Here is an 18993-nt window from a genome sequence, read left to right on the forward strand (position 1 = left end):
AGGTGTAGGTGGCGTTCGGTGACGTGGAGGACCTCGCCGGGGATGTGGACGAAGGCGTAGTTGAGCTCGACGTGGTCGCCGGGTTCGACGCGTTCGAGGAAGTAGCGGTGGAGTTGGTCGGGGGTCATGCGGAGGGTGCGCACGGTCGGCCCCGGTTGGGTGGTGTGGGTGGGTGGGGAAAAGGCTAGCGGGGGACGTCGTTAAGGGCGGCGTTCAGGTAGAGTTTGCCCTTGACGTCGGGGCCGTTGGCGTAGTCGCCTTGGAAGAGGTGGTACTCGCCGGGGGCCTCGTCGGTGGGGTCGGTCTCGGTGCCTTGGTACCGGAAGGAGGGGAGGATGTCCTCGGCGCGGCCTTGGACGATGATGGTGCCGTTCTCCATCTCGGCCCCGGGTCGGGCGCCGCAGTCACCTTGGATGAGAATCTGGCCGCCCTGCATGTGGATGCCGGTCATGATGCCGGCGTTGCCTTCGATGATGATCCGGCCGTCGGACATCCACTCGCCGATCTCGTGGCCGGCGTCGCCCTTGACGTGGATGCGGCCGCCGCTCATGCCGCGCCATTCGCCGCGGTAGGTGGCGCCTACGTAGTTGCCGGCGTTGCCCTCGACGAGGATCTCGCCGCCGCGCATCTCGCGGCCGAGCCAGTCGTCGGCGTGGCCGTGGATCACGAGGCGGCCGCCGCGCATCTGGGCGCCGGTGTGGCGGCCGGCGTTGCCTTCGATGATGATCTCGCCGGCGGTCATGCGGTGACCGATGAGCTTAACGTGGTCGACGTCGTCGTCAATGATGATGCGGGTCTGGTCGGCCGAGTCGCCGGGTCGGCCTTCGAGGTCGAAGAAGTCGCCGAGTTCGCGCTCTCGGTTGCCCTCGTGCACGGTGAGGCTCAGGATCTCCTCGGGGTCTCGGCCCGCGAACTCGTCCGGCGTGATCACCTCCGCCTCCAGCGGTACGTCGGGTCGCTCCTTCGGCGTTAGAATGACCTCCTTCACGGTCGTCTCCCCCGTTAGAAGCGGTCTCGGGCGTCGATCTCGATACGTTCCTCGCGGGGTAGGTACTCGGGCTGGACCTGGTAGTTACCGAGGTTGACGGAGTAGTAGCGGCGGAACTTGGTCTCGAGGTCGCGCTGGACCTCTTCCATGAGGTCTTCTGGGACCTTGACGTCGACCCAGTAGGTGCGGCCGGTGACCTCGTGGACGACGACGCCCTCCTGGACGACGATCTGGCCGTCCTTGACGACGAGCCAGGCCTGCTCCAGGGCCCGCTCGACCTCGGCGTAGTCCCGGGATGGGTCCACCTCGTCCGGCTTGATGTCGTAGATGGCGATGTGGGCGTACGCGCCCTCGCCGAGGTGCCCGATGCGGTCGGAGAGGCCGAGCATCTTGGCGGGAGCGGCGCGGGTGGTGATGGCGAGGTCGGTCCAGGTGTACTCGCGGTCGATGGTGGGGAGGACGGCGCGCTGGCCGACCCAGTCGTGGACTCGTTCGATCCATTCCTGCCGGTAGGGTTCGCTCATGAGCCAGGTCATGATGCGGGGGTAGCGGTGGAAGGGTCCTCCGTTGGGGTGGTCGGTGGAGATGACGATCTGCCAGGGGTTCTCGGTGAGCAGGGCGATCTCGAGGCCGATGGCCCACTGGACGGAGTGCACGGGGTTCTTGGGGCTGTAGATGAAGGGGACGACGCCGGAGCCGGTCTCGACCTCGACGTCGCAGTTGGCCCATTTGAAGCCGGTGAGCTCGTGGAGTTCCCACTCGAGGGGGCCGTCGGCGGTCATGGTAGTGGTCTCATCGAGGGTGACGACGCCGAGGTCGACGGTGACCTCGGGGTGGCGGTTGAGGTACTTGGCGATGTCCTCGGCGCGGGATTCGAAGGTGGCCCAGGAGTCGCCGCCGTAGGCGTGGAACTGGACGTGGGTGTTGTGGACGATCTGCTCGCGGTCGCCGAGCTGCGGGTCGGGGTCGACGCCGGCGTCGCGGACGGCGTCCCAGGAGCCGAGGGTGATCTCGTAGTTGCCGGGTTCGCCGAGCAGGTTGGGGTGGATGTGGATGGAGTGGGGTAGTCCGAGGAGCTCGTTGATCTGGGCGTAGTTCCGGTAGATCTCGGCGGGGGTGAGTTCGAAGTAGGGGACGGGGTCGTCGAGGCTGTGGACGTTCTCGCCCCAGCCCCAGGCCTCGGTGCCGCCGGGGTTGACCATCTTGATCACGTAGCCTCGGGTGGCGCGGAGGAGCCAGGCGGCGAAGGCGGCGGCCTTCTCGAGCTCGCCCTCCTTGATGTACTCATAGAGGATCCAGTTGTTGGCCATTAGGGTGTAGGCGCCCTGGTCCAGGATGGGGGTGTCGCGGATCTCCTCGTGGGTGTGTCGGGTCATCAGGGGCGGGGTGGCGGCCTCCATCACGGTCGTGTAGCCCATCTGGGCGTACATGTAGCCGGTCAGGGTCGTGGAGGGAACGGAGAATCCGGTGCCGGAGCGGGGTCCGAGCTTTTTGAGGGCGACCTGGAGGCGGCGGCTGTCCTCGGGGCGGAAGATGCGGCCGATGTTGACCTTGGGGCCGGCGACGTGGGCGTGGATGTCGATGGCGCCGGCCATGGTGAGGCGGCCCTCGGCGTCGATGACCTTGGCCTTGGACTCGTCGATCTCGGACGGGTCGACGATCTTGCCGTCCTTCACGCCGAGATCCATCACCTCGCCCTCGATCCCGTTGAGGGGGTCGTACACGCACGCGTTCTTGATCAAGAGCTCCTTGGTCACGGGGACCTCCCCCCAACTAGCACACGATCTTGCGTCGTGAGGGGGCGACGTTGGCCTTTCGTCCGCACTCGGGGCAGCGGGCGGTCATCCCGTCGGGGTCGGGCTCGGGGAGGAGGGAGTGGCAGTGGGGGCAGACCCAGATGCGGCGGTGGGTGCGGCGGCACACCCCCACCTCGCCGAACGTGGGGCGGAAGAGCGGGTCGTCGCGGTCGACCTCGTCTCGCCCTTGGGCGACGTACCTCGCCAGGCGTTGGGTGGCGCGAAGGAACGCGGTGAGCGCGGCCCGGTTTACGCAGTCGGGGGAGCCGCAGTACGGGCAGCGGGGGCGGGTCAAGGGTGTTCCCCCGGAGGGGGTGAGGGTGGGGAAGGGCCCGGGCCGCGGGGGGCTTACCCCCGCTTGACCCCGCGGGGCTCCCCGGGTGGCGGGGTTCGCCCCGCGGGGCGGCCCGGGACCCCGGGAGCTTTGGGCTTACATCTCCTCCACCTTTTCGATGACCAGTTCCAGGAATTCGGCGTCGTTGAGCATGCCTTCGGGCGGGTCGACGATCTTGCGCATGCGGATGGGTACCGCGTCCATGCGGTAGGCGGTGCCTTCCCACTCGATCCCGGCGATCGCCGTGGGCACGTAGACGTCCGCGAGCTCGGCCGTGGGCGTCCACTCGGGGTCCACGCAGATCAGCGGGATCTCGGCCATGCGCTCCACCGCCTCCTGCGGGAAGTGGGCGCCGGGGTCGCCGGCGATGGCCATCATGGCGTCGGTCTCGCCGCGGGTGAGCAGGTCGACGGTGCTGGTCTCGCCCGGGTTGTACCGCGGGTACCCGCGGGTGAAGTCCACGGCGTACGGGTAACCGGTGGTCCAGGAGAGTACCTCGTTGAACCCGGTCACGTTGTAGTGCCCGCGCATCATCATTAGGACCCACTTGGTGTGCTCGTTGAGGTCTCGGATGAGGCAGATGGCGTTGTCGATGTTCCGGTGCCGACCGCGGGACATGGTGAGTCCCATGCCCCAGAACAGGACGCCGAAGCTGGCGTTCTTGAGGACCTCCGCGAGCTCGTAGACGCGCTCGACGGGGACGCCGGCGACCTCCTCCCGCTCGATTTCGACCCCGTGGATGGCGGCCCGGAGCGCGCTGATGAGCTCGTAGTCCTGGTGGGGCGACACGCGCACGAAGTAGTCGGCGACGCGCGAGCTCGCGGTGCGTCGCGGGTCCACGACGATGACGGTGCGGTCCTGCCGGCCCTTGGGTCGGAAGTACCCGCGCGTGAACGTGGTGTACCGGCTCATGTGCCGTGGGTGGGCGTGCATCGGGTTACAGCCCCAGTAGAGGATCACGTCCGCCCGGTTCTTCACCTCGCCCAGCGTGCAGCTGGGTACGCCGACGTCCTGCAGTCCCAGGACGGACGGTCCGTGTCAAACGGACGCGGTGTTGTCGATCACCGCGCCCACCTTCTCCGCGAGCTCGATGCCCTTCTCGTGCGCCTCGACGAGGGTGGAGGACCAGCCGTAGAGCACGGGCAGCTTGGCCTCGGCGAGGATGCGGGCGGTCTCCTCGGCGGCGTCCTCGTAGTCGACCTTCTTCCACTCGCCGTTCTCGCGGATCATGGGGGTCGTGATGCGGTCCTCCTGCGCGTTGAGGATCTTGGCGGCGCCGATCCTGCACGCGTGCCGGACCTCCACGATCTTACCGTCCTCCACGACCACCTCTAGGTCGTCGCACAGCGTTCCTCAGAACGGGCACACCACGTCCTTGACGACCTTCCTGTCCCCCACGTTCTCACCCCCTTTCCGTTGTGGCGGGGTCGGGAGCGTGAGTCTCGTGAGCGTTAGTCCTCCGCGCGGAGGTACGTCCTGCGCATCAGCTCGGACATGTCCTTGATCGGCTCCTCGTCCGTGGGCTCGATCTCGACCTTGACGCCCTTGAAGCCGGGCATGCCGGTGCTGGCGGTGTCGGGGTCGACGACGCGGTTGGCCCAGGGCCCCATGGGGATGAACACCTGGCCGCGGGCGGGCACGTCGACGTCGGCCGCGCGCGCCTCGACCACGATCTCCCCGTGCTCGGACTTGACCCGGACGGGGTCCCCCTCCTCGATGCCGAGCTCCTCCATATCGGCCGGGTGGAAGTAGCAAACGGCCACGGCCTTCGGGTAGATGTCCTCGTCCTTCGCGGTCTCAATCGCCTCGCCCTGCCAAATGGTGCGGCCCGTGAGAAGGAGGAACTCGGCCAAGCGGGCCCACCCCGCTAGGGCTGGACCTCGATGGCGTCGACGGGGCAGGCGAGCTCGCAGGTGAGGCAGGCCTCGCACAGGTCCTCCTCGACGACCCGGACCACGCCGTTCACGACCTTGAGCACGACTTCATCGTCCTCCTCCGGACCCTTGCCGCCCCACGCGTTGGGCGAGTTTCTCGCGTTAACGGGACAGGCGACGACGCAGTTACCGCAGCCGTGGCAGCGGTCCTCGTACACCTTGATCCTGACCAACCCGTCCGCTCCCCGCGGTGCCCGACGTAGCGCCCGATAAAAGGCGAAGGAGGTCGTGGTGCCGTTGATACGAGGTGGACACTACCGGTCGCCCCGGCGCCGCTCCATCCACTCGAACGGGTTCACACAGCGCCTCAGCGGCATCACCAGCGCGCGCTCCCTCCCGCCCGGTGGGAGCACGGCCAGGGCGTCGGCCTCGCGGAAGAGGGCGTAATGGCTGGAGCGGTCCCTCGGAAGCCCGCGCGCCCGACCGTCCTCCAGCTCGACCCGGGCGATCACGCCCAGGGCTTTCTTGCCCTTGACCCCCTCGCACGGGAGCTCGAGGCCGACGATCTCGGGGTCCGCGCCCGCCAGGGCGAGCAGGCACGGGGTCACCCACACGCGGAAGGTGGTGTAGGCCGACGTGGGCCAGCCGGGGAGGGTGAACGCCACGGCGTCCTCGCGGAGCGCCACGCCGAACGGGCGCCCGGGCCGGGCCCGGATCCCGTGGATGAAGTCCTCGAACGCGTCCTCGAGGATCTCCTTGACGTAGTCCCGCTCACCGACGGAGGACCCGCCGGTAACGATCAGGACGTCGGAGCCGTCCGCGGCGTCGACGATCGCGCGCTCGATCTCCGCCGGGTCGTCCTCCACGAGCCTCCGGTCCCGGAGCTCGACGAAGCCTAGCCGCGCGAGCTCCGCCTCGAGCACGGGCCCGATTGACTCGACCACCTGCGCCTCGGACTCGAGGTCCGAGGGCCGCTCCACGAGCTCGCTCCCGGTGACGATCACCGAGACGCGCAGGGGTCGGCGCACGCGGACCTCCTCGACCCCGTGCTCCAGCATGACGCCCACGTCCACGGGCTCCACCACGTGGCCGGCCGGGTACAGGATCTCACCCTCCTCGACGTAGCAGCCCCTCCGGTCCAGGTTGTCGCCCGGTTCCACGCCCTCCTTGATGACGATCTCGTCCCCGTCCCGCTCCACGAACTCCACCGGCACGACCGCGTCGGCGCCCTCGGGAACGCGGGCGCCGGTGTCCACGTACGCCGCCTCACCCGGGCCGACCTTGACCTCGCCCTCCTCGCCGATTCGGGACTCGCCCACCACCCTCAGCCTGGCCCCGGGCTCCGCGTCCTCGGCCCGGACGGCGTACCCGTCCATGGCGGAGCGGGTGAACGGTGGGGAGGGTCGCTCGGCCCGGACGTCGTCCGCCAGGACGCGCCCGGCGACCTCGGGTCCCACCTCCAGCTCCTCGACCTCCGGCGGCTCGACGCGCTCGCGGAGGAACTCGAGGAACCTCCTAGGGCGGGTGAGGTCGTCGGTGTAGACGAACCCGCGGTACTTACGACCCCTCGCCAACGGGAGCACCCCGTCGGAGTCGTTCGAGCGCCTCGTCGACGGTGTCGACGTCGACCGCCCTGCCACCCAGCAACACCGTATAAGAGTCGCCGACGCGTTCCGCCTCCCACGGGTCGTGCGTCACGTAAAGGGCGGGGGCGTCCGACCGCCGGAGGGCCCTCCGGAACCGCCTCACCAGGTCCCGCTTCGCGGCGAGGTCGACGTCGCTGAGCGGCTCGTCCAGGAGCAGTACCCGGGGGTCGGAGAAGAGGGCCCGGGCCAGCGCCACGCGGCTCTGATAGCCGCCGCTGAGCTCGTCCGGGCGCCGGTCGAGGTGCTCCCAGAGCCCCAGCATCTCGACTAGCTCATCCAGCCGATCCGGGTCACCTCGGCCGTTCCTCAGGGAGTAGGTGATGTTGTCCTTCACCGTGAGGTGCGGGAACAGGGTCGGGTGCTGCGGAACGTAGCCGACCCGACGGTCCTCGGGTGGTCGGTCGGTGACGTCCTCCCCGTCGATGACGATCCGGCCCCTGTCGGGCCTCAGTATTCCGGCCACGATCCTCAGCAGCGTGGACTTGCCGCTGCCATTGGGGCCGAGGATCACGCGCACCTCTCCCGGCTCGACGTCCAGGCTCACGCCTCGCAGGACGGTCCTATCGCCGTAGGAGAAGTGCACGTTCTCAACCTTGAGCACGTTGAAATCCCCCGGTCCCGGTCAGCGAGCGTACCAGGGCCACCATGATCAGCGAGAGTACCATGCAGAAGACGCTGGCCGCGACGGCTGCCTCCAGGTCGCCCGCCTCGACCCGGGTGAACACGTAGGAGGCCAGCACCTGGGTCTTCCCGGGCAGGTTTCCGCCGAACATGATCACGGCGGCGAACTCGCTGAGCGACCGCGAGAACGCGAGGAGGAACCCGCCCAGCAGGGCCTCCCGGAGCGCCGGGACGACGACCCTGGCGTAGGCCTGCGCCGGGGTGTCCCCTAGGGTCCTGGCGACTTCCACGAGGTCCCTTCCCACCTCCTCGAGGCCCGACTGCACCGCTCGGGCGGCCAGCGGGTACGACACGAAGAACATCGCGAGCGTGACGGCGACGAGCGTGAACGCGAGTCCGTTCTCGCCCAGCCACCAGAAGTACCGTCGGCCGAACGCGAGTAGCAGCGCGAGTCCCGCGACGGTGTGCGGCAGCGCGACGGGTAGGTCGTTGAGGAAGTCGGCGATCCGGTAGATCACCGAGTCTTGCTTGAACAGGTGGTAGTAGCCGAAGCCCACCGCGGTCGCCACGCCCATCACCGCGGCCGCGACGGCGCACAGGATGGTGTTGAACGTGGCGGACCAGAAGTACGGGTCACCGAACGCCTGCGCGAGCCCCCGAGGGGTCAGGTTCAGCACCAGGGCCACCAGCGGGAACGCGATGAACAGGAAGAACAGGGGCGGGAACAGGGCGCTGAGGAGCTCGTACCTGCCGATCAAGCCGGCTCCCACCCGTACTTCCTGAACTCGTCGACGTGCCGCAGGCAGTAGTTCAGGAAGTCCTCGGCCAGCCGCTCGTTGCCGCCCTTGATCACCGCCGCTCCCCAGACGATCGGGCCCGTCAGCGAGTGCGGGAGCGTCTGCACGATCGGCAGCCCGAACTCGACGGCCACGCTCCGGTAGACGAACCCGGCGTCCACCTGGTCCTTCTTCACCATCGTGGCCACCTGGTTGACGGTGCCCGGCCGGGCCTTCAGGTTCCCGTTCTTGACGATCGTGTCCCAGATCCCGAGCCGACGCAGCGCGCGCTGGGTGTACTCGCCGACCGGCGCCTTCGGGTCGGCGACGGCGACCGTCACGCCCGGCCTGGTGAGGTCCTTGACGTCCTTGATCCCCTTCCGCCGGCCCGTCTTGGACGCGACCAGCACGAGGTGGTCCCTCAGGAACTTCCTCGTTTTCACGGCCTTGCCGGCCTTCTGCAGCTTGACGACGTACTTCCAGTCCGCGGAGAAGAACAGGTCGCACCTCTGACCCTGCAGTATCTGCGCCGTGAGGCCGCCGGACGGGCCGAAGTTGAGCGCGATCTTGACCCCCTTCTCCCGCTCGTACTGCTCGGCCAGCCTGGTCAGCGGCTTCTTCAGGCTCGCGGCCGCGAAGACGGTCAGCTGACGGGACGAGGTGTGGTGGTACCCGATCGCCGCGCCGGCGAGCAGGGCCGCCACGAGGCCCACGGCGAGGGCGGCGCGGGCGTCCAACGGGATCACCCGAATCCTACGGCTGTACGATTCGTACCGCCGTGCGACTCGACGCCGGCCAGATTAAAAGTAGCGGGCGCCCGGGGCGGCGTTGATGAACGCTCAACGGGTGTCGGGGGTGAGCGCGGTGAGGCCCAGGGTGGTGGACCTGTTCTGTGGGGCCGGGGGGTTCTCGCTGGGCTTTCGTGAGGCCGGTTTCAAGATCCTGGGGGGCGTGGACAATCACCCGGCCCCCGCGGCCACGTACCGGAACAACTTCGGGGTGAGAGTGCTGGAGGAGGACATCAAGCGGGTGGACGCGGAGGACATCCTGAGCGAGCTGGGCGATCCGGACGTGGTGATCGGTGGGCCGCCGTGCGAGCCGTTCACGGCCGCCAACGCGGAGCGCCGGCCCGACCCGTTGGACCGGCTCTACGACGATCCCACGGGCCGCCTGGTCCTGCACTTCATCCGGCTGGTGGGGGACCTGCAGCCGGAGGTGTTCGTGATGGAGAACGTGCCGGCGATCCTGGAGGGGCCGCTGGAGCGGGCGCTGCGTAGGGAGTTCGAGCGGGTCGGGTACGATAGGGTGTACTTCAACGTCCTGCAGGCCGTCGACTACGGGGTCCCCTCGTACCGGCGGCGCGTGTTCATCTCCAACGTGAGGATCCGGCCGGAGCCGACGGTGGACCGGCCCCGGACCGTCTGGGACGCGATCGGTGACCTGCCGGAGCCGGACGGCTCGGACATCCCGAACCACGAGCTTCGTCCGCTCTCGCGCCGGAAGCTGCGTAGGATCCGGAGGCTGCGGTGGGGTCAGGCGCTGAACGTCATCAGGGGGGCGAAGGGGGAGTTCAAGAACTGGCTGCGGCTGCACCCGTGGAAGCCGGCGCCGACCGTGATGGGCGGTTCGAGGTTCATCCACCCGTTCGAGGATCGGCTGCTGACGGTGCGCGAGCAGGCCCGGTTGATGAGTTACCCGGACGATCACGCGTTCGAGGGTGGGTACGAGGCGCAGTACGATCAGGTGGGGGAGTCCGTCCCGCCCGCGCTGGCGCGGGCGATCGCGGAGGAGGTGCGGGAGCGGCTTTAGTCGACGGCCTCCCAGCCGGCCTGCACGGCCCGGAAGGCGAGCGCTCCCAGCCGGCCCTCCTCCTCGATCAGGGCCCGCTTCAGGGCGTCCGGCGGGCACAGGCGCTCCCGGCGGCACAGGGCGCCCAGGAGGATGAGCCCGTGCATGGCGGGGACCCGGCGCTCCCGGGCGATTCGGCGGCAGTCGAGGCCGAGCCAGCCGTCCGGGGGCTCGAAGCCGGCGAAGGAGGGGTGTGAGGCGTCGTAGACGGCGCGAGGAGCGTGGGTGGCCGCCCCGAAGCGGCTCACGACGAGGGCGGCGTCCGCCTGGGAGCATCGGTCCGTGGTGGCGATGACCACGTCCGCGTCGCCCCACCGGTACGCCGTCACCCACTTACGGCCCACGCCGCCGTTCGACTGAGGCATGAGGAGCGTCTCCACCCGCAGGCCCCGGTGCTCCAGGGCTCGGGTCAGGATGCGGGCCAGTCGGGTGAACCCGTCCCCGCGACCGCCGACGAGGGCGATCACCCTGGTCAAGGGCTCACCCCCGTCGTCCCAGGGCGGCGGTGACGGTGCGGCCGAAGCGTCGTTTCCCCTCAACGATCTCGTACCCGCGGGCCAAGAGGACCCCCTCGCAGGCGGACCCGGGGAGTCCCAGGAGCTCCTCGGCCCGGGAGCGGCTGGGGGTGGCCCCGGGCAGCTCGCTCTCGCGCACGAAGACGGGTCGGAGGTCGAGCTCTCGGGCCAGCCGGATCAGCGCGCGGCCCGAGGGCTGCTCGGCCTTCCGGCGGAGGGTGATCACCTCCCGTAACCGACCCTGAGAGCGGTCGAGTCCCCACTCGAGCGCGGCCCGTAGCTCGGTCGGGTCCGCCCGTCTTCGCATTCCCAGGCCCAGGGCGTAGGTCTCGTCAGCTATAACGACCACCTCCGATCCGGGGTTGGTGGGTCCCCGATGAGGAGATGCACCTCCGCTGACGCCTCGTATGACGAGGAGGACGTGCCGAGGGTCGCGGAGCGTCTGAACGTGTCGGGCCGCGTCCTGGTGCAGGCGCCGGACGGGTTGAAGGGGATCGCGAGGGAGGTGGCCGACGTCCTCGAGGGTCGGGGCTGCGAGGTGGTGCTGGACGCGGGTCGGGTGTTCGGGGCCTGCGACGTGACCCTGGGCCTGGTGGAAGGCGTGGACTGCCTGGTGCACATCGGGCACTACCCGATCCCGTCGGTGGAGAGGCGGCTGCGGGAGCTGGGCGTTCGGACCTTCTTCCTGCCCACGCGTGGTCGGAAGGGCGTGGAGGAGTGGATGGTGGAGGAGGCGGCGGAGGTGTTGAGGTCGTTGGGGGTAGACCGGGTCGACCTCTGCGCCACGGGGCAGCACGTGCACGAGCTGGGTCGGGTGGCGGAGGTGCTCGAGCGGGAGGGGATCCGGGCGCGAGTGGGTCGGGGGGATCCGGAGCGGGTGCCGGTGCCGGGGTTGGTGCTGGGGTGCAACTTCTCCTGTCTGGGCGGGCGTCCCGTGGTGATCGTCTGCAGCGGTCGGTTCCATCCGCTGGGGGCTCGGCTGCGGACGGGGCGTCCCGTGGTGCAGATCGATCCGGTCCGGGGGGTCGTGGACCCGGAGTCGTTGGAGGAGGAGGTGCGGCGCGTGCTCGCCGTGCGCCTCTCCAAGGTGAGGGAGTTCGATCCGGGCGAGGGGGTGGAGGTGGTGGGGAGCACGTGCTTGGGCCAGCGGAGGGAGGACGTGTTGGAGGCGTTGGGTGGTCCCCGGTGGGAGGTGAGGTACCTGTCGGAGGACGTGCTGCGGGCTGTGCGGTGCGGGCAGTGCGTGTACTGCGGGTGTCCCCGGGTGCCGGTGGACGAGTCGGCGCGGTTTCGGCGGTGGGTGGTGTTGAATCCGGCCGAGGCGGCGCTGGCGTTGGGCGGGGGTGGGGAGTACCGGTTGGACGAGATCCCCACGGACCCGTCGGTGCTGCGGGCGCTGCGGGGTCTGCGGGATGGGCGGGGTGGATCCGCTGCTGACGGCGTACCTGGCGCTGGCCCTGGACCTGCTGCTAGGTGATCCGCCGAACCGGTTTCACCCGGTCGCCTGGACCGGTCGGGTGATGGAGGTCGTCGCCCGCCGGTTGCTGCGGGTGGAGTCCCGGGTGGGGCTCGTGCTGGGTGGTGGAGTGACGACGGCGGTGGGGATCGCCGTGCTGACCGGGTTCTGCGGGCTGTTGCACCTGGTTCCGGTGGTGGGGGATGCGCTGGTGCTCTGGACGTGCCTGTCGGTTCGGGGGCTCGTGGAGCACGTGGTGCGGGTGGGCGAGCGGTTGCGCTGTGGGGATCTGGAGGGGGCGCGGGAGCGGGTGAGGTGGCTGGTGAGTCGGGAGGTGGAGGGGTTGGACGAGGGGTTGGTGGCGTCAGCCGCGGTGGAGAGCGGGTTCGAGAACGTGCTGGACTCGCTGGTGGGGCCCCTATGGTGGTTCTGTCTGGTGGGGTGGTGGGCGGTGCCGGTGTACCGGGCCGTGAACGTCGCGGACGCGATGTTCGGGTACCGGCGGGGCCGGCTGGAGGCGTTCGGTAAGGTCCCGGCGAGGGCGGACGATGCGCTGAACCTAGTGGCCCTGCCGTGCTGCGCCGCGGTGCTCACGGCGGCGCTTCCGTGGTGGGTGGGTCGGGCGTCGGTCTCCGGGCTCGTGAGGGCGGTTAGGGGGGTGGAGAGCCCGTGCTCGTGGTTGCCGATGTACGTGGGCGCGTGCGCGCTTCGGGTGCGGTTGAAGAAGCGGGGGGAGTACGAGCTGGGGCCGGGCGGGAGGTTGCCCGGTTGGAGGGAGGTGATGGACGCGGCGGGCTCGGTATGGGTGGTCTCGTTGGTCGCGCCGGCGGTCACTCACCTGTTCTCGACCGTGATTTCATCCGTTCTTCGAGCCCTTTGAGCGTCCGTATCACGAGGCGCCCCAGGTCCGTGAGCCGGTAGAGGGACTTGCCTCCCTCCGGCTTCCTCTCCACGAGTCCGGCCTCAAGGAGCTTGCTCAGGTGGTAGGAGGTGGAGGACTCGCTCTCCCCCAGCGCCTCGGCGATCGCGCACAGGCACTCCTCCCCGTGCTCGAGCATCCGGAGTATGGTCAGGCGGCGCTCGTCGGCGATGGACTTGAGGAGCGTGGCGAGCTCCCGGGAGCGGTCGGTGGGGATCTCCACGTTCGGTTCGACGTTCCACTCCTTCGGTTGGACCTCGGGCTTGAGCTCGCCGTCCCGGTAGGAGAGGAGGCCGATCCCCGCCCGCTCGACCGCGGTCCTTACCCGGTCCACCTCGCTTTTGGGCACGACCAGGGAGACCCTGGGTGCGCGGCCCAGGAGGAGCGCCGCCCGGCCCAGCTTCCGTTCCAGCGTCTCCCGAACGGCGACCAGGTACGCGTGGGCGTCACCGAGGTCGTAGAGGTCCACGAGCACCCCGTTCACGACGACGAACTCCAGCGGGTCGTCGGCCCGGTCGCGGAGCGCCCGTAGGAGGTCGATCTCCCGGGGTCTCATGATTCCTCCTCACCTTCGCGCCTCCACTCCCCCTCCACCAGCACCGCGTCCTCGATGGCGACGATTCGGGAGTAGGGGATTCGGATCGTGCGCTCCTTTCCGCCGAGCAGGCGGAGCTTCCGAAGCACGCCCGGGCGCTTGGAGTGCCCCACGAGGATCGCGCTGACCTGGCCCGACTCCTCGTCGATCTCCACGTCCACGACGTCCCCGATGCTCCGGGCGGAGGAGTCGATCACGGGCTTCCCGATGATGTCACGTAGCACGCGCACGCCGCTCACCCCCACAGGTAGTAGAGGGCGGTCGACTCGACCGACAGGTGGAGGGCTCGGTGCAGGTACGGGTTTCGGATCGTGCCCAGCAGCGCCTCGTGGATCAGGTCCAGGGTGAAGTGGATGAGGGCGGCGGTGAGGGACATGGTGGTGGGGAGCGCGAGGGAGAGTACGAGGGTGTGGAAGATCAGCTCCAGGATCTCGTGGACGAGCCAGACGAACAGGGAGGAGTGTCGGACGCGGAGGTACGCGCCCAGGAGCAGGTAGTGGTCGCGGAGCGGCCCCCACACCAGTCGGGTGTGGAGCTCGTCGCTGAGGGAGAGGAGGAGGGCCGCGCCCAGCCAGTCCGGGATCGTGAGTGTCAACGGTTCACCTCCTTCGCCTCAGGCTCTCCTGGAGGGCGATGGTCTCGATGATGGTGGCCACGTCCCGGCCGGGGACGACGTCCAGGTGGAAGACCTTGCCGCCCCGCTCCTTGACCCATTTGATCACCTTTCGTTCCTCCTCCGGGGTGGAGGAGACGGTGTCCTCCGGCTTCATGGAGGGGTCGTGGTGCGGGTGGTGGGGCCCCGGGATCATCTTGATGACGACGCCGATCCCCTTCCGGCTGCGCAGCGCCCGGACCCCGTACAGCTCCGCCACGTCCACGTCGACCTTGTCCTGGATCGGGCGGAGCTTGACCTCGCCGCCGCACTCGCACCCCTTCTTCATCCGGAGGGCGGAGAAGGAGTAGACGCGGCCGCACTCTGGGCAGTACAGCTCCGCCAGCGCGAGCCGGATCTCGATCTTGCCGGCCAGGTTCTTCGGCGGACGTCCGATCGGGTACTCGTAGCGCTCGTCGTGCTCCACGATCACCGCGTCGTCGGAAACCAGTCGATGGCCCCGTCGGATCAGCTCGAGTGAGGTCTCGCTCTTGCCGACGCCGCGCGGTCCGAGCAGCAGGACGCCCACTCCGAAGACGTCGACGAGGGTCCCGTGCACGACGACGCGCTCCACATTACCCCCTCCGCCGCGCGATGAACCGGCATGCGTCGTGGCCTTCCGCCACGCACTCCACCTCGCGGACCTGCCACCGGTCGCCGGTGGCCGCCCGGAGCACGCCCGCCATGTACCCCGCCTGGAAGTAGCAGAGCTTCTCGTTCACCGAGTACCCGGCCGCGGTCGCGGACTCGGTCATCACGATCTCGATGCTCCCGTCCTCCCTGGCCTCCGCCTCCTTCACCAGCCCCAGCTGGGTCCGCTTGAGGCTGTCGTGGATGTACTGGAGCGCCTCCTCCAGTCCTTCCACCCCGTGCCGCTCCGCCTTGTAAACGCCGATGTCGAACCCGGCCCGGTAAAACGTGGAACCCGCGCCCCGACCCAGCGTCACCACCATCGAGGCCAACATGTGCCGGACCGCGGACAGCTTGACCTCGTCGCCCAGCGTGGGCCGGGCCTCTTCGATGCCCTCCAGGGACTCCTCCACCTTTCTGAAAATCCTCTCCCTAACAAGCCTCAACCGTCATCCCCGGTGATCACGTGCCTGAGCAACTTTAACCCTGTTGGACCGCTCTTCTCGGGGTGAAACTGGACGCCGTAGACCCGACGGTCGGCGTCCCCGATCACGCTGGGGAACCTCTCACCGTACTCCGTGACGCCCAGCACCACCCGGTCATCCTCAGGCGCGACCCGATACGAGTGAGCGAAGTAGAACATGGCGCCGTCGAACTTGGAGAGCTCGGGCGTGAGCGTGCGGACCTCGTTCCACCCCATGTGAGGGCGCTTGACGGTCTGGGGGAGCTTCACGCAGGTGCCCCGGAACACGCCCAGTCCATGGGCGGACGGTTCCTCCTCGCTGGACTCCATGAGCAGCTGCATCCCGAGGCAGATGCCCAGGATCGGGATGGACCCGACCGCCTCCAGGAGCTCGTCCCGGAGTCCGGTCTCCTCCAGCGTGCGGGTCGCCGCGCCGAAGTGACCCACGCCGGGTAGGATCACGGCGTCGGCGTCCCTTATATCCGCCGGGTCCCGGGTCAGGAGGGGCTCGCCCCCGACCTCGCGGACGGCCCGGTAGACGCTGTTGAGGTTGCCCACCCCGTACTCCACGATCGCCACCCGCAAGCCCGCACCCCCGACACCGGGGGTTGGACCTTGTCGGGGTACCGGGGGAAGGTGCGGGAGTTTCTGAGCGAGCACGGCGTGGACGTGGGTGACCGGGTTCGAGTGGTGCGGGACGATGGGGTGGAGCTGGAGGGCGTCATCATGCCCAGGTCGGAGCTGGGTGACGATCGGCACCTGGTGCTGAAGCTGGACAACGGGTACAACGTTGGGGTTCGGGTGGACCGGATCGAGCGGCTGGAGGCGGTGGGGGAGCGGCGGGAGCCCGGTTTTAGGCCGTTGAAGGTGGAGATCCCGGAGGACCCGTCGCTGCCGAACGTGGTCGTAATGTCGACGGGCGGCACGATCGCGTGCCGGGTGGACTACGAGACGGGGGCCGTGAAGCCGGCGTTCACGGCGGAGGAGCTGGTGAGCGCGGTGCCGGAGCTGCCGGACGTGGTCAACGTCGCGGACGTGCGGGCCGTGATGGACCTGCTGAGCGAGAACATGGAGCCGGGGCACTGGATTAAGATCGCGGAGGAGGTGGCGGACGCGCTCTCGGACCCGGACGTGGACGGGGTGGTGGTCGCGCACGGTACGGACACGATGGCGTTCACCGCGGCGGCGCTCGCGTTCCTGTTGGACGGGCTGCCCGGGCCGGTGGTGCTGGTGGGGGCGCAGCGGAGCTCGGACCGGCCCTCCTCGGACGCGGCGTCGAACCTGATCGCCGCGTGCCGGTTCGCGGGCGAGGGCGAGGTGGGCGAGGTCACCGTGTGCATGCACGGGTGGACGGCGGACGAGGTCTGCCTGGTGCACCGGGGCGTGCGCGTGCGGAAGATGCACACCTCGCGCCGGGACGCGTTCCGCTCGATCGAGTCGCTGCCGATCGCTCGGGTGGACGTGCGGGACCTCCGTAACCCGGAGGTCGAGTACCTGCGGGAGGACTACCGGGAGCCGGAGGACGGTGAGCCGGAATTGTCGGGGGGGTTCGAGGAGCGGGTCGCGCTGGTGAAGTTCGCCCCGGGCATGGGGCCCGAGGTCCTGGACTTCTACGTGGACCGGGGGTACCGGGGGATCGTGCTGGAGGGGACGGGGCTGGGTCACGTGTCGGAGCGGTGGTTGGACTCCATCGAGCGGGCGGTGGACGAGGGGGTGGCGGTGGTGATGACCTCGCAGTGCCTGTACGGTCGGGTGAACATGAACGTGTACCGGACGGGGCGGCTGCTCCGAGCGGCTGGGGTGATTCCGGGGGAGGACATGCTGCCGGAGGTGGCGTACGTGAAGCTGATGTACGTGCTCAACGAGACGGACGACCTGGGGGAGGTGGAGCGGCTGATGCGGACGAACCTGGTCGGCGAGATCGAGCGGGGGAGGGCGATCGGGGGGTTCGAGCCGGCGGACGGGCCGCACCACCGGCTTTAGAACACCTCCACCTTACCCTCCACGAACTCCCGGGTGAGCTCGGTGACGCCGTCCAGCAGCTCCTCGGCGACCCGCTCCGCCCGCCTCACGTCCTCGCGGTCGACGTCGCCGACCAGCTGGACGTCCACGGTCTTCGGATCGTCGATGGGGCGGCCGATCTGGCTCAGTAGGCGGACGTACACCTCGTCCGCGCTCGTCTCCTCGTAGATTCGGCGCGCCATCCGGTGCGCGAGCACGTTGTAGAGCTTGCCCACGTGGTTGACCGGGTTCTTCCCGGCCGCCGCCTCCATGCTCATGGGTCGGCACGGGGTGATCAGCCCGTTCACCCGGTTGCCTCGGCCCACGGACCCGTCGTCGCCCTGCTCGGCGGACGTGCCGGTGACGGTGAGGTACACCGTGCCGCGCTCGTAGTCGTCCGCCGTGTTGACGTGCACGGTGACGTCCGCGTCCGGGGCGAGCTCGGCGACGAGGTCCTTAACCCGGTCCTTCAGCTCCTCTACCACGGAGACGTAGTGGTCCAGGTCGTCGATCAGCCGGGAGACCATGGCCGCGGCGATGGTGAGCTCGATGGTGTCGCCCTCGCGGAGCCCCATGACCTTCACGTCCTCGCCCACCTCCGGCAGCTCCTTCTTGAGCCGGTCCGAGTTGATGAACCGCTCCGTCTCGTAGACCAGCCGCTCCGTCGTCGTGAGCGGGGCGAAGCCCACGCCGAACGAGGTGTCGTTCGCCAGCGGGACCTCCTCGCCGCGCTCGAACACGTCCCTCAGGTCCGCGGACCCGTGCCCGATCTTGGGCTCCAGGACGACGTGCCGGTCGACGTCGAGGTGTCGGACCGTCTCGTCCAGGTACTCGCGGGCGGCCCGCAGGGCGATCGTGCCGACCGGGACCTCCTCGTCGCCTACGTACGCCGTCGCCCGGCCGGTGATCAGGATGTAAATGGGTCGGATGACCTCGCCGCCGCCGAACTCGGGCTTGGCCTCCCCCGCGACCAGCTGGACCTCGTCCGTGTTGTGGTGGAGGATACGGTCGAACCGTTCTAGGTACTCCCGGCACAGGGCCCGGGACACGCTCTCGGCGATCCCGTCGGCCAGGCTGTCCGGGTGGCCCACGCCCTTACGCTCCACGATCTCCACCTTCCCGCCCGTGAACGGGCTCTCGGGCAGCGTGCTCACCACGATGTTCCTCGTCATCCACGCTCGGCCCCCGGGGCGCGCTCCGGGCCGGCACCTCCAGGACCTCCCGGCCTCGATAGTAGAGCCGCACCCGGCCGGATTCTGATAATACTATTACGGGACAGTTCAGCTCCCGGGACACGTGCAGCGCCGTGGTGTGCCGGGCCCCGAGCCCGGGGCGCACGCTCTCGGAGCTGACGTCGAAGATGGCGCCGACGGCCTCCACCCGGCCGTCCGAGTTGACCACGATCGCCCCGTCCAGCCGGGACAGCGCCTTGAGCACGCGGCCCCCCTCCTCCGTCATGACGTTCACGTTCTCCACGCGGAGGGGCAGCGTGGTGCGGTACATCCCGCGGGCCTCGTCGGAGACCACGCACAGCGTGCCCACCCGGTCCCCCTCCACCCCCTCCAGCGCGAGCTCGGTGAGCAGGAAGAGCAGCCGGCTGACGACCCGGTACGAGTCCAACCGGGCGAGCCGCTCCTCCTCGGTCCGAACGGGCCGGTAGGTGACGGTGACCGTCCGTCGGGAGGCCAGGAGGATGAAGTCCCCGGCCCGCACCCCCGCCCGGGCGCACGCCTCCACGGGACCCACGGAGTCCAGCAGGTCCGCCGGGACGCGGATCGTGGGCACGCTCACGTCCGCGTCGAAGTCGGCGACCACCGCTTTAACCTCGAGGCAGGAGACGATCCGCCGGACCGTCCGCTCGATCGACATCGAACGATCC

General features: G+C 69.3%; 25 protein-coding genes. 4 read left to right on the top strand and 21 right to left on the bottom strand.

What is annotated here, in order from left to right:
• From ACXJJV_RS02935 to modA, 11 genes are all read right to left on the bottom strand, one after another.
• Positions 1-128: DUF2097 family protein (locus ACXJJV_RS02935; protein ID WP_456466849.1), on the bottom strand; the 128-nt coding region annotated here is incomplete at its 3' end.
• Between the two features lie 56 nt (positions 129-184).
• The gene (locus tag ACXJJV_RS02940; RefSeq protein WP_456466686.1) at positions 185-988 is read right to left on the bottom strand and encodes a formylmethanofuran dehydrogenase subunit C; all 804 of its coding nucleotides are present in this window, start codon (positions 986-988) and stop codon (positions 185-187) included.
• Positions 989-1002: 14 nt separating this feature from the next.
• Positions 1003-2745, bottom strand: coding sequence for a formylmethanofuran dehydrogenase subunit A (locus tag ACXJJV_RS02945; protein ID WP_456466687.1), 1743 nt, complete (start codon positions 2743-2745; stop codon positions 1003-1005).
• Positions 2746-2761: 16 nt separating this feature from the next.
• Positions 2762-3079, bottom strand: coding sequence for a hypothetical protein (locus ACXJJV_RS02950; protein WP_456466688.1), 318 nt, complete (start codon positions 3077-3079; stop codon positions 2762-2764).
• A gap of 135 nt (positions 3080-3214) precedes the next feature.
• Positions 3215-4465, bottom strand: a complete 1251-nt coding sequence (locus ACXJJV_RS02955) for a formylmethanofuran dehydrogenase subunit B (protein ID WP_456466850.1) — start codon at positions 4463-4465, stop codon at positions 3215-3217.
• Positions 4466-4569: 104 nt separating this feature from the next.
• Positions 4570-4971, bottom strand: a complete 402-nt coding sequence (gene fwdD / locus ACXJJV_RS02960) for a tungsten-dependent formylmethanofuran dehydrogenase subunit FwdD (RefSeq protein ID WP_456466689.1) — start codon at positions 4969-4971, stop codon at positions 4570-4572.
• A 14-nt stretch (positions 4972-4985) separates the two neighbouring features.
• Positions 4986-5225, bottom strand: a complete 240-nt coding sequence (locus ACXJJV_RS02965; protein ID WP_456466690.1) for a 4Fe-4S binding protein — start codon at positions 5223-5225, stop codon at positions 4986-4988.
• Positions 5226-5306: 81 nt separating this feature from the next.
• Positions 5307-6566 (bottom strand): molybdopterin molybdotransferase MoeA, encoded by a 1260-nt coding sequence (locus ACXJJV_RS02970; protein WP_456466691.1) that lies wholly within the window; start codon positions 6564-6566, stop codon positions 5307-5309.
• Entirely contained in the window at positions 6550-7239 is a 690-nt protein-coding gene (locus ACXJJV_RS02975) for an ABC transporter ATP-binding protein (RefSeq protein WP_456466692.1), read from the bottom strand. The genes ACXJJV_RS02970 and ACXJJV_RS02975 overlap by 17 nt, the downstream gene beginning before the upstream one ends.
• Positions 7226-8017, bottom strand: coding sequence for an ABC transporter permease (locus ACXJJV_RS02980; protein WP_456466693.1), 792 nt, complete (start codon positions 8015-8017; stop codon positions 7226-7228). Before ACXJJV_RS02980 ends, ACXJJV_RS02975 begins: the two co-directional genes overlap by 14 nt.
• Positions 8014-8772: a molybdate ABC transporter substrate-binding protein gene (gene modA / locus ACXJJV_RS02985; protein WP_456466694.1), complete on the bottom strand. Its 759-nt coding sequence runs from the start codon at positions 8770-8772 to the stop codon at positions 8014-8016. Before modA ends, ACXJJV_RS02980 begins: the two co-directional genes overlap by 4 nt.
• A gap of 127 nt (positions 8773-8899) precedes the next feature.
• Here modA and ACXJJV_RS02990 point away from each other — a divergent pair, with 127 nt between their 5' ends.
• Positions 8900-9844, top strand: coding sequence for a DNA cytosine methyltransferase (locus ACXJJV_RS02990; protein ID WP_456466695.1), 945 nt, complete (start codon positions 8900-8902; stop codon positions 9842-9844).
• On the opposite strand, the gene ACXJJV_RS02995 is transcribed toward ACXJJV_RS02990, so the two are convergent.
• On the bottom strand, positions 9841-10359 hold the full coding sequence (locus ACXJJV_RS02995) for a 2-oxoacid:acceptor oxidoreductase family protein (RefSeq protein ID WP_456466696.1): 519 nt from the start codon (positions 10357-10359) through the stop codon (positions 9841-9843). The genes ACXJJV_RS02990 and ACXJJV_RS02995 overlap by 4 nt on opposite strands.
• Positions 10360-10363: 4 nt before the next feature.
• Complete coding sequence (locus ACXJJV_RS03000) at positions 10364-10747, bottom strand: cobalamin biosynthesis protein (RefSeq protein ID WP_456466697.1); 384 nt, start codon at positions 10745-10747, stop codon at positions 10364-10366.
• Between the two features lie 72 nt (positions 10748-10819).
• On the opposite strand from ACXJJV_RS03000, the gene dph2 reads away from it, so the two are divergent.
• Positions 10820-11875, top strand: a complete 1056-nt coding sequence (gene dph2, locus ACXJJV_RS03005; RefSeq protein ID WP_456466698.1) for a diphthamide biosynthesis enzyme Dph2 — start codon at positions 10820-10822, stop codon at positions 11873-11875.
• Positions 11811-12734, top strand: a complete 924-nt coding sequence (gene cbiB, locus ACXJJV_RS03010; RefSeq protein WP_456466699.1) for an adenosylcobinamide-phosphate synthase CbiB — start codon at positions 11811-11813, stop codon at positions 12732-12734. Before dph2 ends, cbiB begins: the two co-directional genes overlap by 65 nt.
• Here cbiB and ACXJJV_RS03015 read toward each other — a convergent pair.
• The 6 genes from ACXJJV_RS03015 to hisH are packed head-to-tail and all read right to left on the bottom strand — an operon-like array spanning position 12685 to position 15692.
• Positions 12685-13329, bottom strand: a complete 645-nt coding sequence (locus ACXJJV_RS03015) for an ArsR/SmtB family transcription factor (RefSeq protein ID WP_456466700.1) — start codon at positions 13327-13329, stop codon at positions 12685-12687. The genes cbiB and ACXJJV_RS03015 overlap by 50 nt on opposite strands.
• Positions 13326-13598: a PRC-barrel domain-containing protein gene (locus ACXJJV_RS03020; protein WP_456466701.1), complete on the bottom strand. Its 273-nt coding sequence runs from the start codon at positions 13596-13598 to the stop codon at positions 13326-13328. The genes ACXJJV_RS03015 and ACXJJV_RS03020 overlap by 4 nt, the downstream gene beginning before the upstream one ends.
• A gap of 5 nt (positions 13599-13603) precedes the next feature.
• Positions 13604-13963 (bottom strand): hypothetical protein, encoded by a 360-nt coding sequence (locus ACXJJV_RS03025; protein WP_456466702.1) that lies wholly within the window; start codon positions 13961-13963, stop codon positions 13604-13606.
• 4 nt (positions 13964-13967) lie between these two features.
• Positions 13968-14594, bottom strand: a complete 627-nt coding sequence (locus ACXJJV_RS03030) for an HPr kinase/phosphatase C-terminal domain-containing protein (RefSeq protein WP_456466703.1) — start codon at positions 14592-14594, stop codon at positions 13968-13970.
• Position 14595: 1 nt separating this feature from the next.
• Positions 14596-15096, bottom strand: a complete 501-nt coding sequence (locus tag ACXJJV_RS03035) for a V4R domain-containing protein (protein ID WP_456466704.1) — start codon at positions 15094-15096, stop codon at positions 14596-14598.
• A complete protein-coding gene (gene hisH, locus ACXJJV_RS03040) occupies positions 15093-15692 on the bottom strand; it encodes an imidazole glycerol phosphate synthase subunit HisH (RefSeq protein ID WP_456466851.1) in 600 nt (199 codons plus the stop codon). The genes ACXJJV_RS03035 and hisH overlap by 4 nt, the downstream gene beginning before the upstream one ends.
• A gap of 36 nt (positions 15693-15728) precedes the next feature.
• Between hisH and gatD the strand changes: the two genes are divergently transcribed.
• Complete coding sequence (gatD, locus tag ACXJJV_RS03045) at positions 15729-17096, top strand: Glu-tRNA(Gln) amidotransferase subunit GatD (RefSeq protein WP_456466705.1); 1368 nt, start codon at positions 15729-15731, stop codon at positions 17094-17096.
• On the opposite strand, the gene ACXJJV_RS03050 is transcribed toward gatD, so the two are convergent.
• Both ACXJJV_RS03050 and ACXJJV_RS03055 read right to left on the bottom strand, forming a co-directional pair.
• Positions 17093-18286, bottom strand: coding sequence for a methionine adenosyltransferase (locus ACXJJV_RS03050; protein WP_456466706.1), 1194 nt, complete (start codon positions 18284-18286; stop codon positions 17093-17095). The two genes, gatD and ACXJJV_RS03050, sit on opposite strands and share 4 nt — an antisense overlap.
• Complete coding sequence (locus ACXJJV_RS03055) at positions 18210-18983, bottom strand: DNA integrity scanning protein DisA nucleotide-binding domain protein (protein WP_456466707.1); 774 nt, start codon at positions 18981-18983, stop codon at positions 18210-18212. The genes ACXJJV_RS03050 and ACXJJV_RS03055 overlap by 77 nt, the downstream gene beginning before the upstream one ends.
• Between the last annotated feature and the right edge of the window lie 10 nt (positions 18984-18993).

This window comes from Methanopyrus sp. (assembly GCF_053997775.1).

What these genes read in the sequence shown, in the direction of transcription:
- ACXJJV_RS03015 (WP_456466700.1), bottom strand. Translation starts at nt 13,329, where the DNA reads ATGAGACCCCGGGAGATCGACCTCCTACGGGCGCTCCGCGACCGGGCC.
- ACXJJV_RS03050 (WP_456466706.1), bottom strand. Translation starts at nt 18,286, where the DNA reads ATGACGAGGAACATCGTGGTGAGCACGCTGCCCGAGAGCCCGTTCACG.
- ACXJJV_RS03055 (WP_456466707.1), bottom strand. Translation starts at nt 18,983, where the DNA reads ATGTCGATCGAGCGGACGGTCCGGCGGATCGTCTCCTGCCTCGAGGTT.
- cbiB (WP_456466699.1), top strand. Translation starts at nt 11,811, where the DNA reads ATGGGCGGGGTGGATCCGCTGCTGACGGCGTACCTGGCGCTGGCCCTG.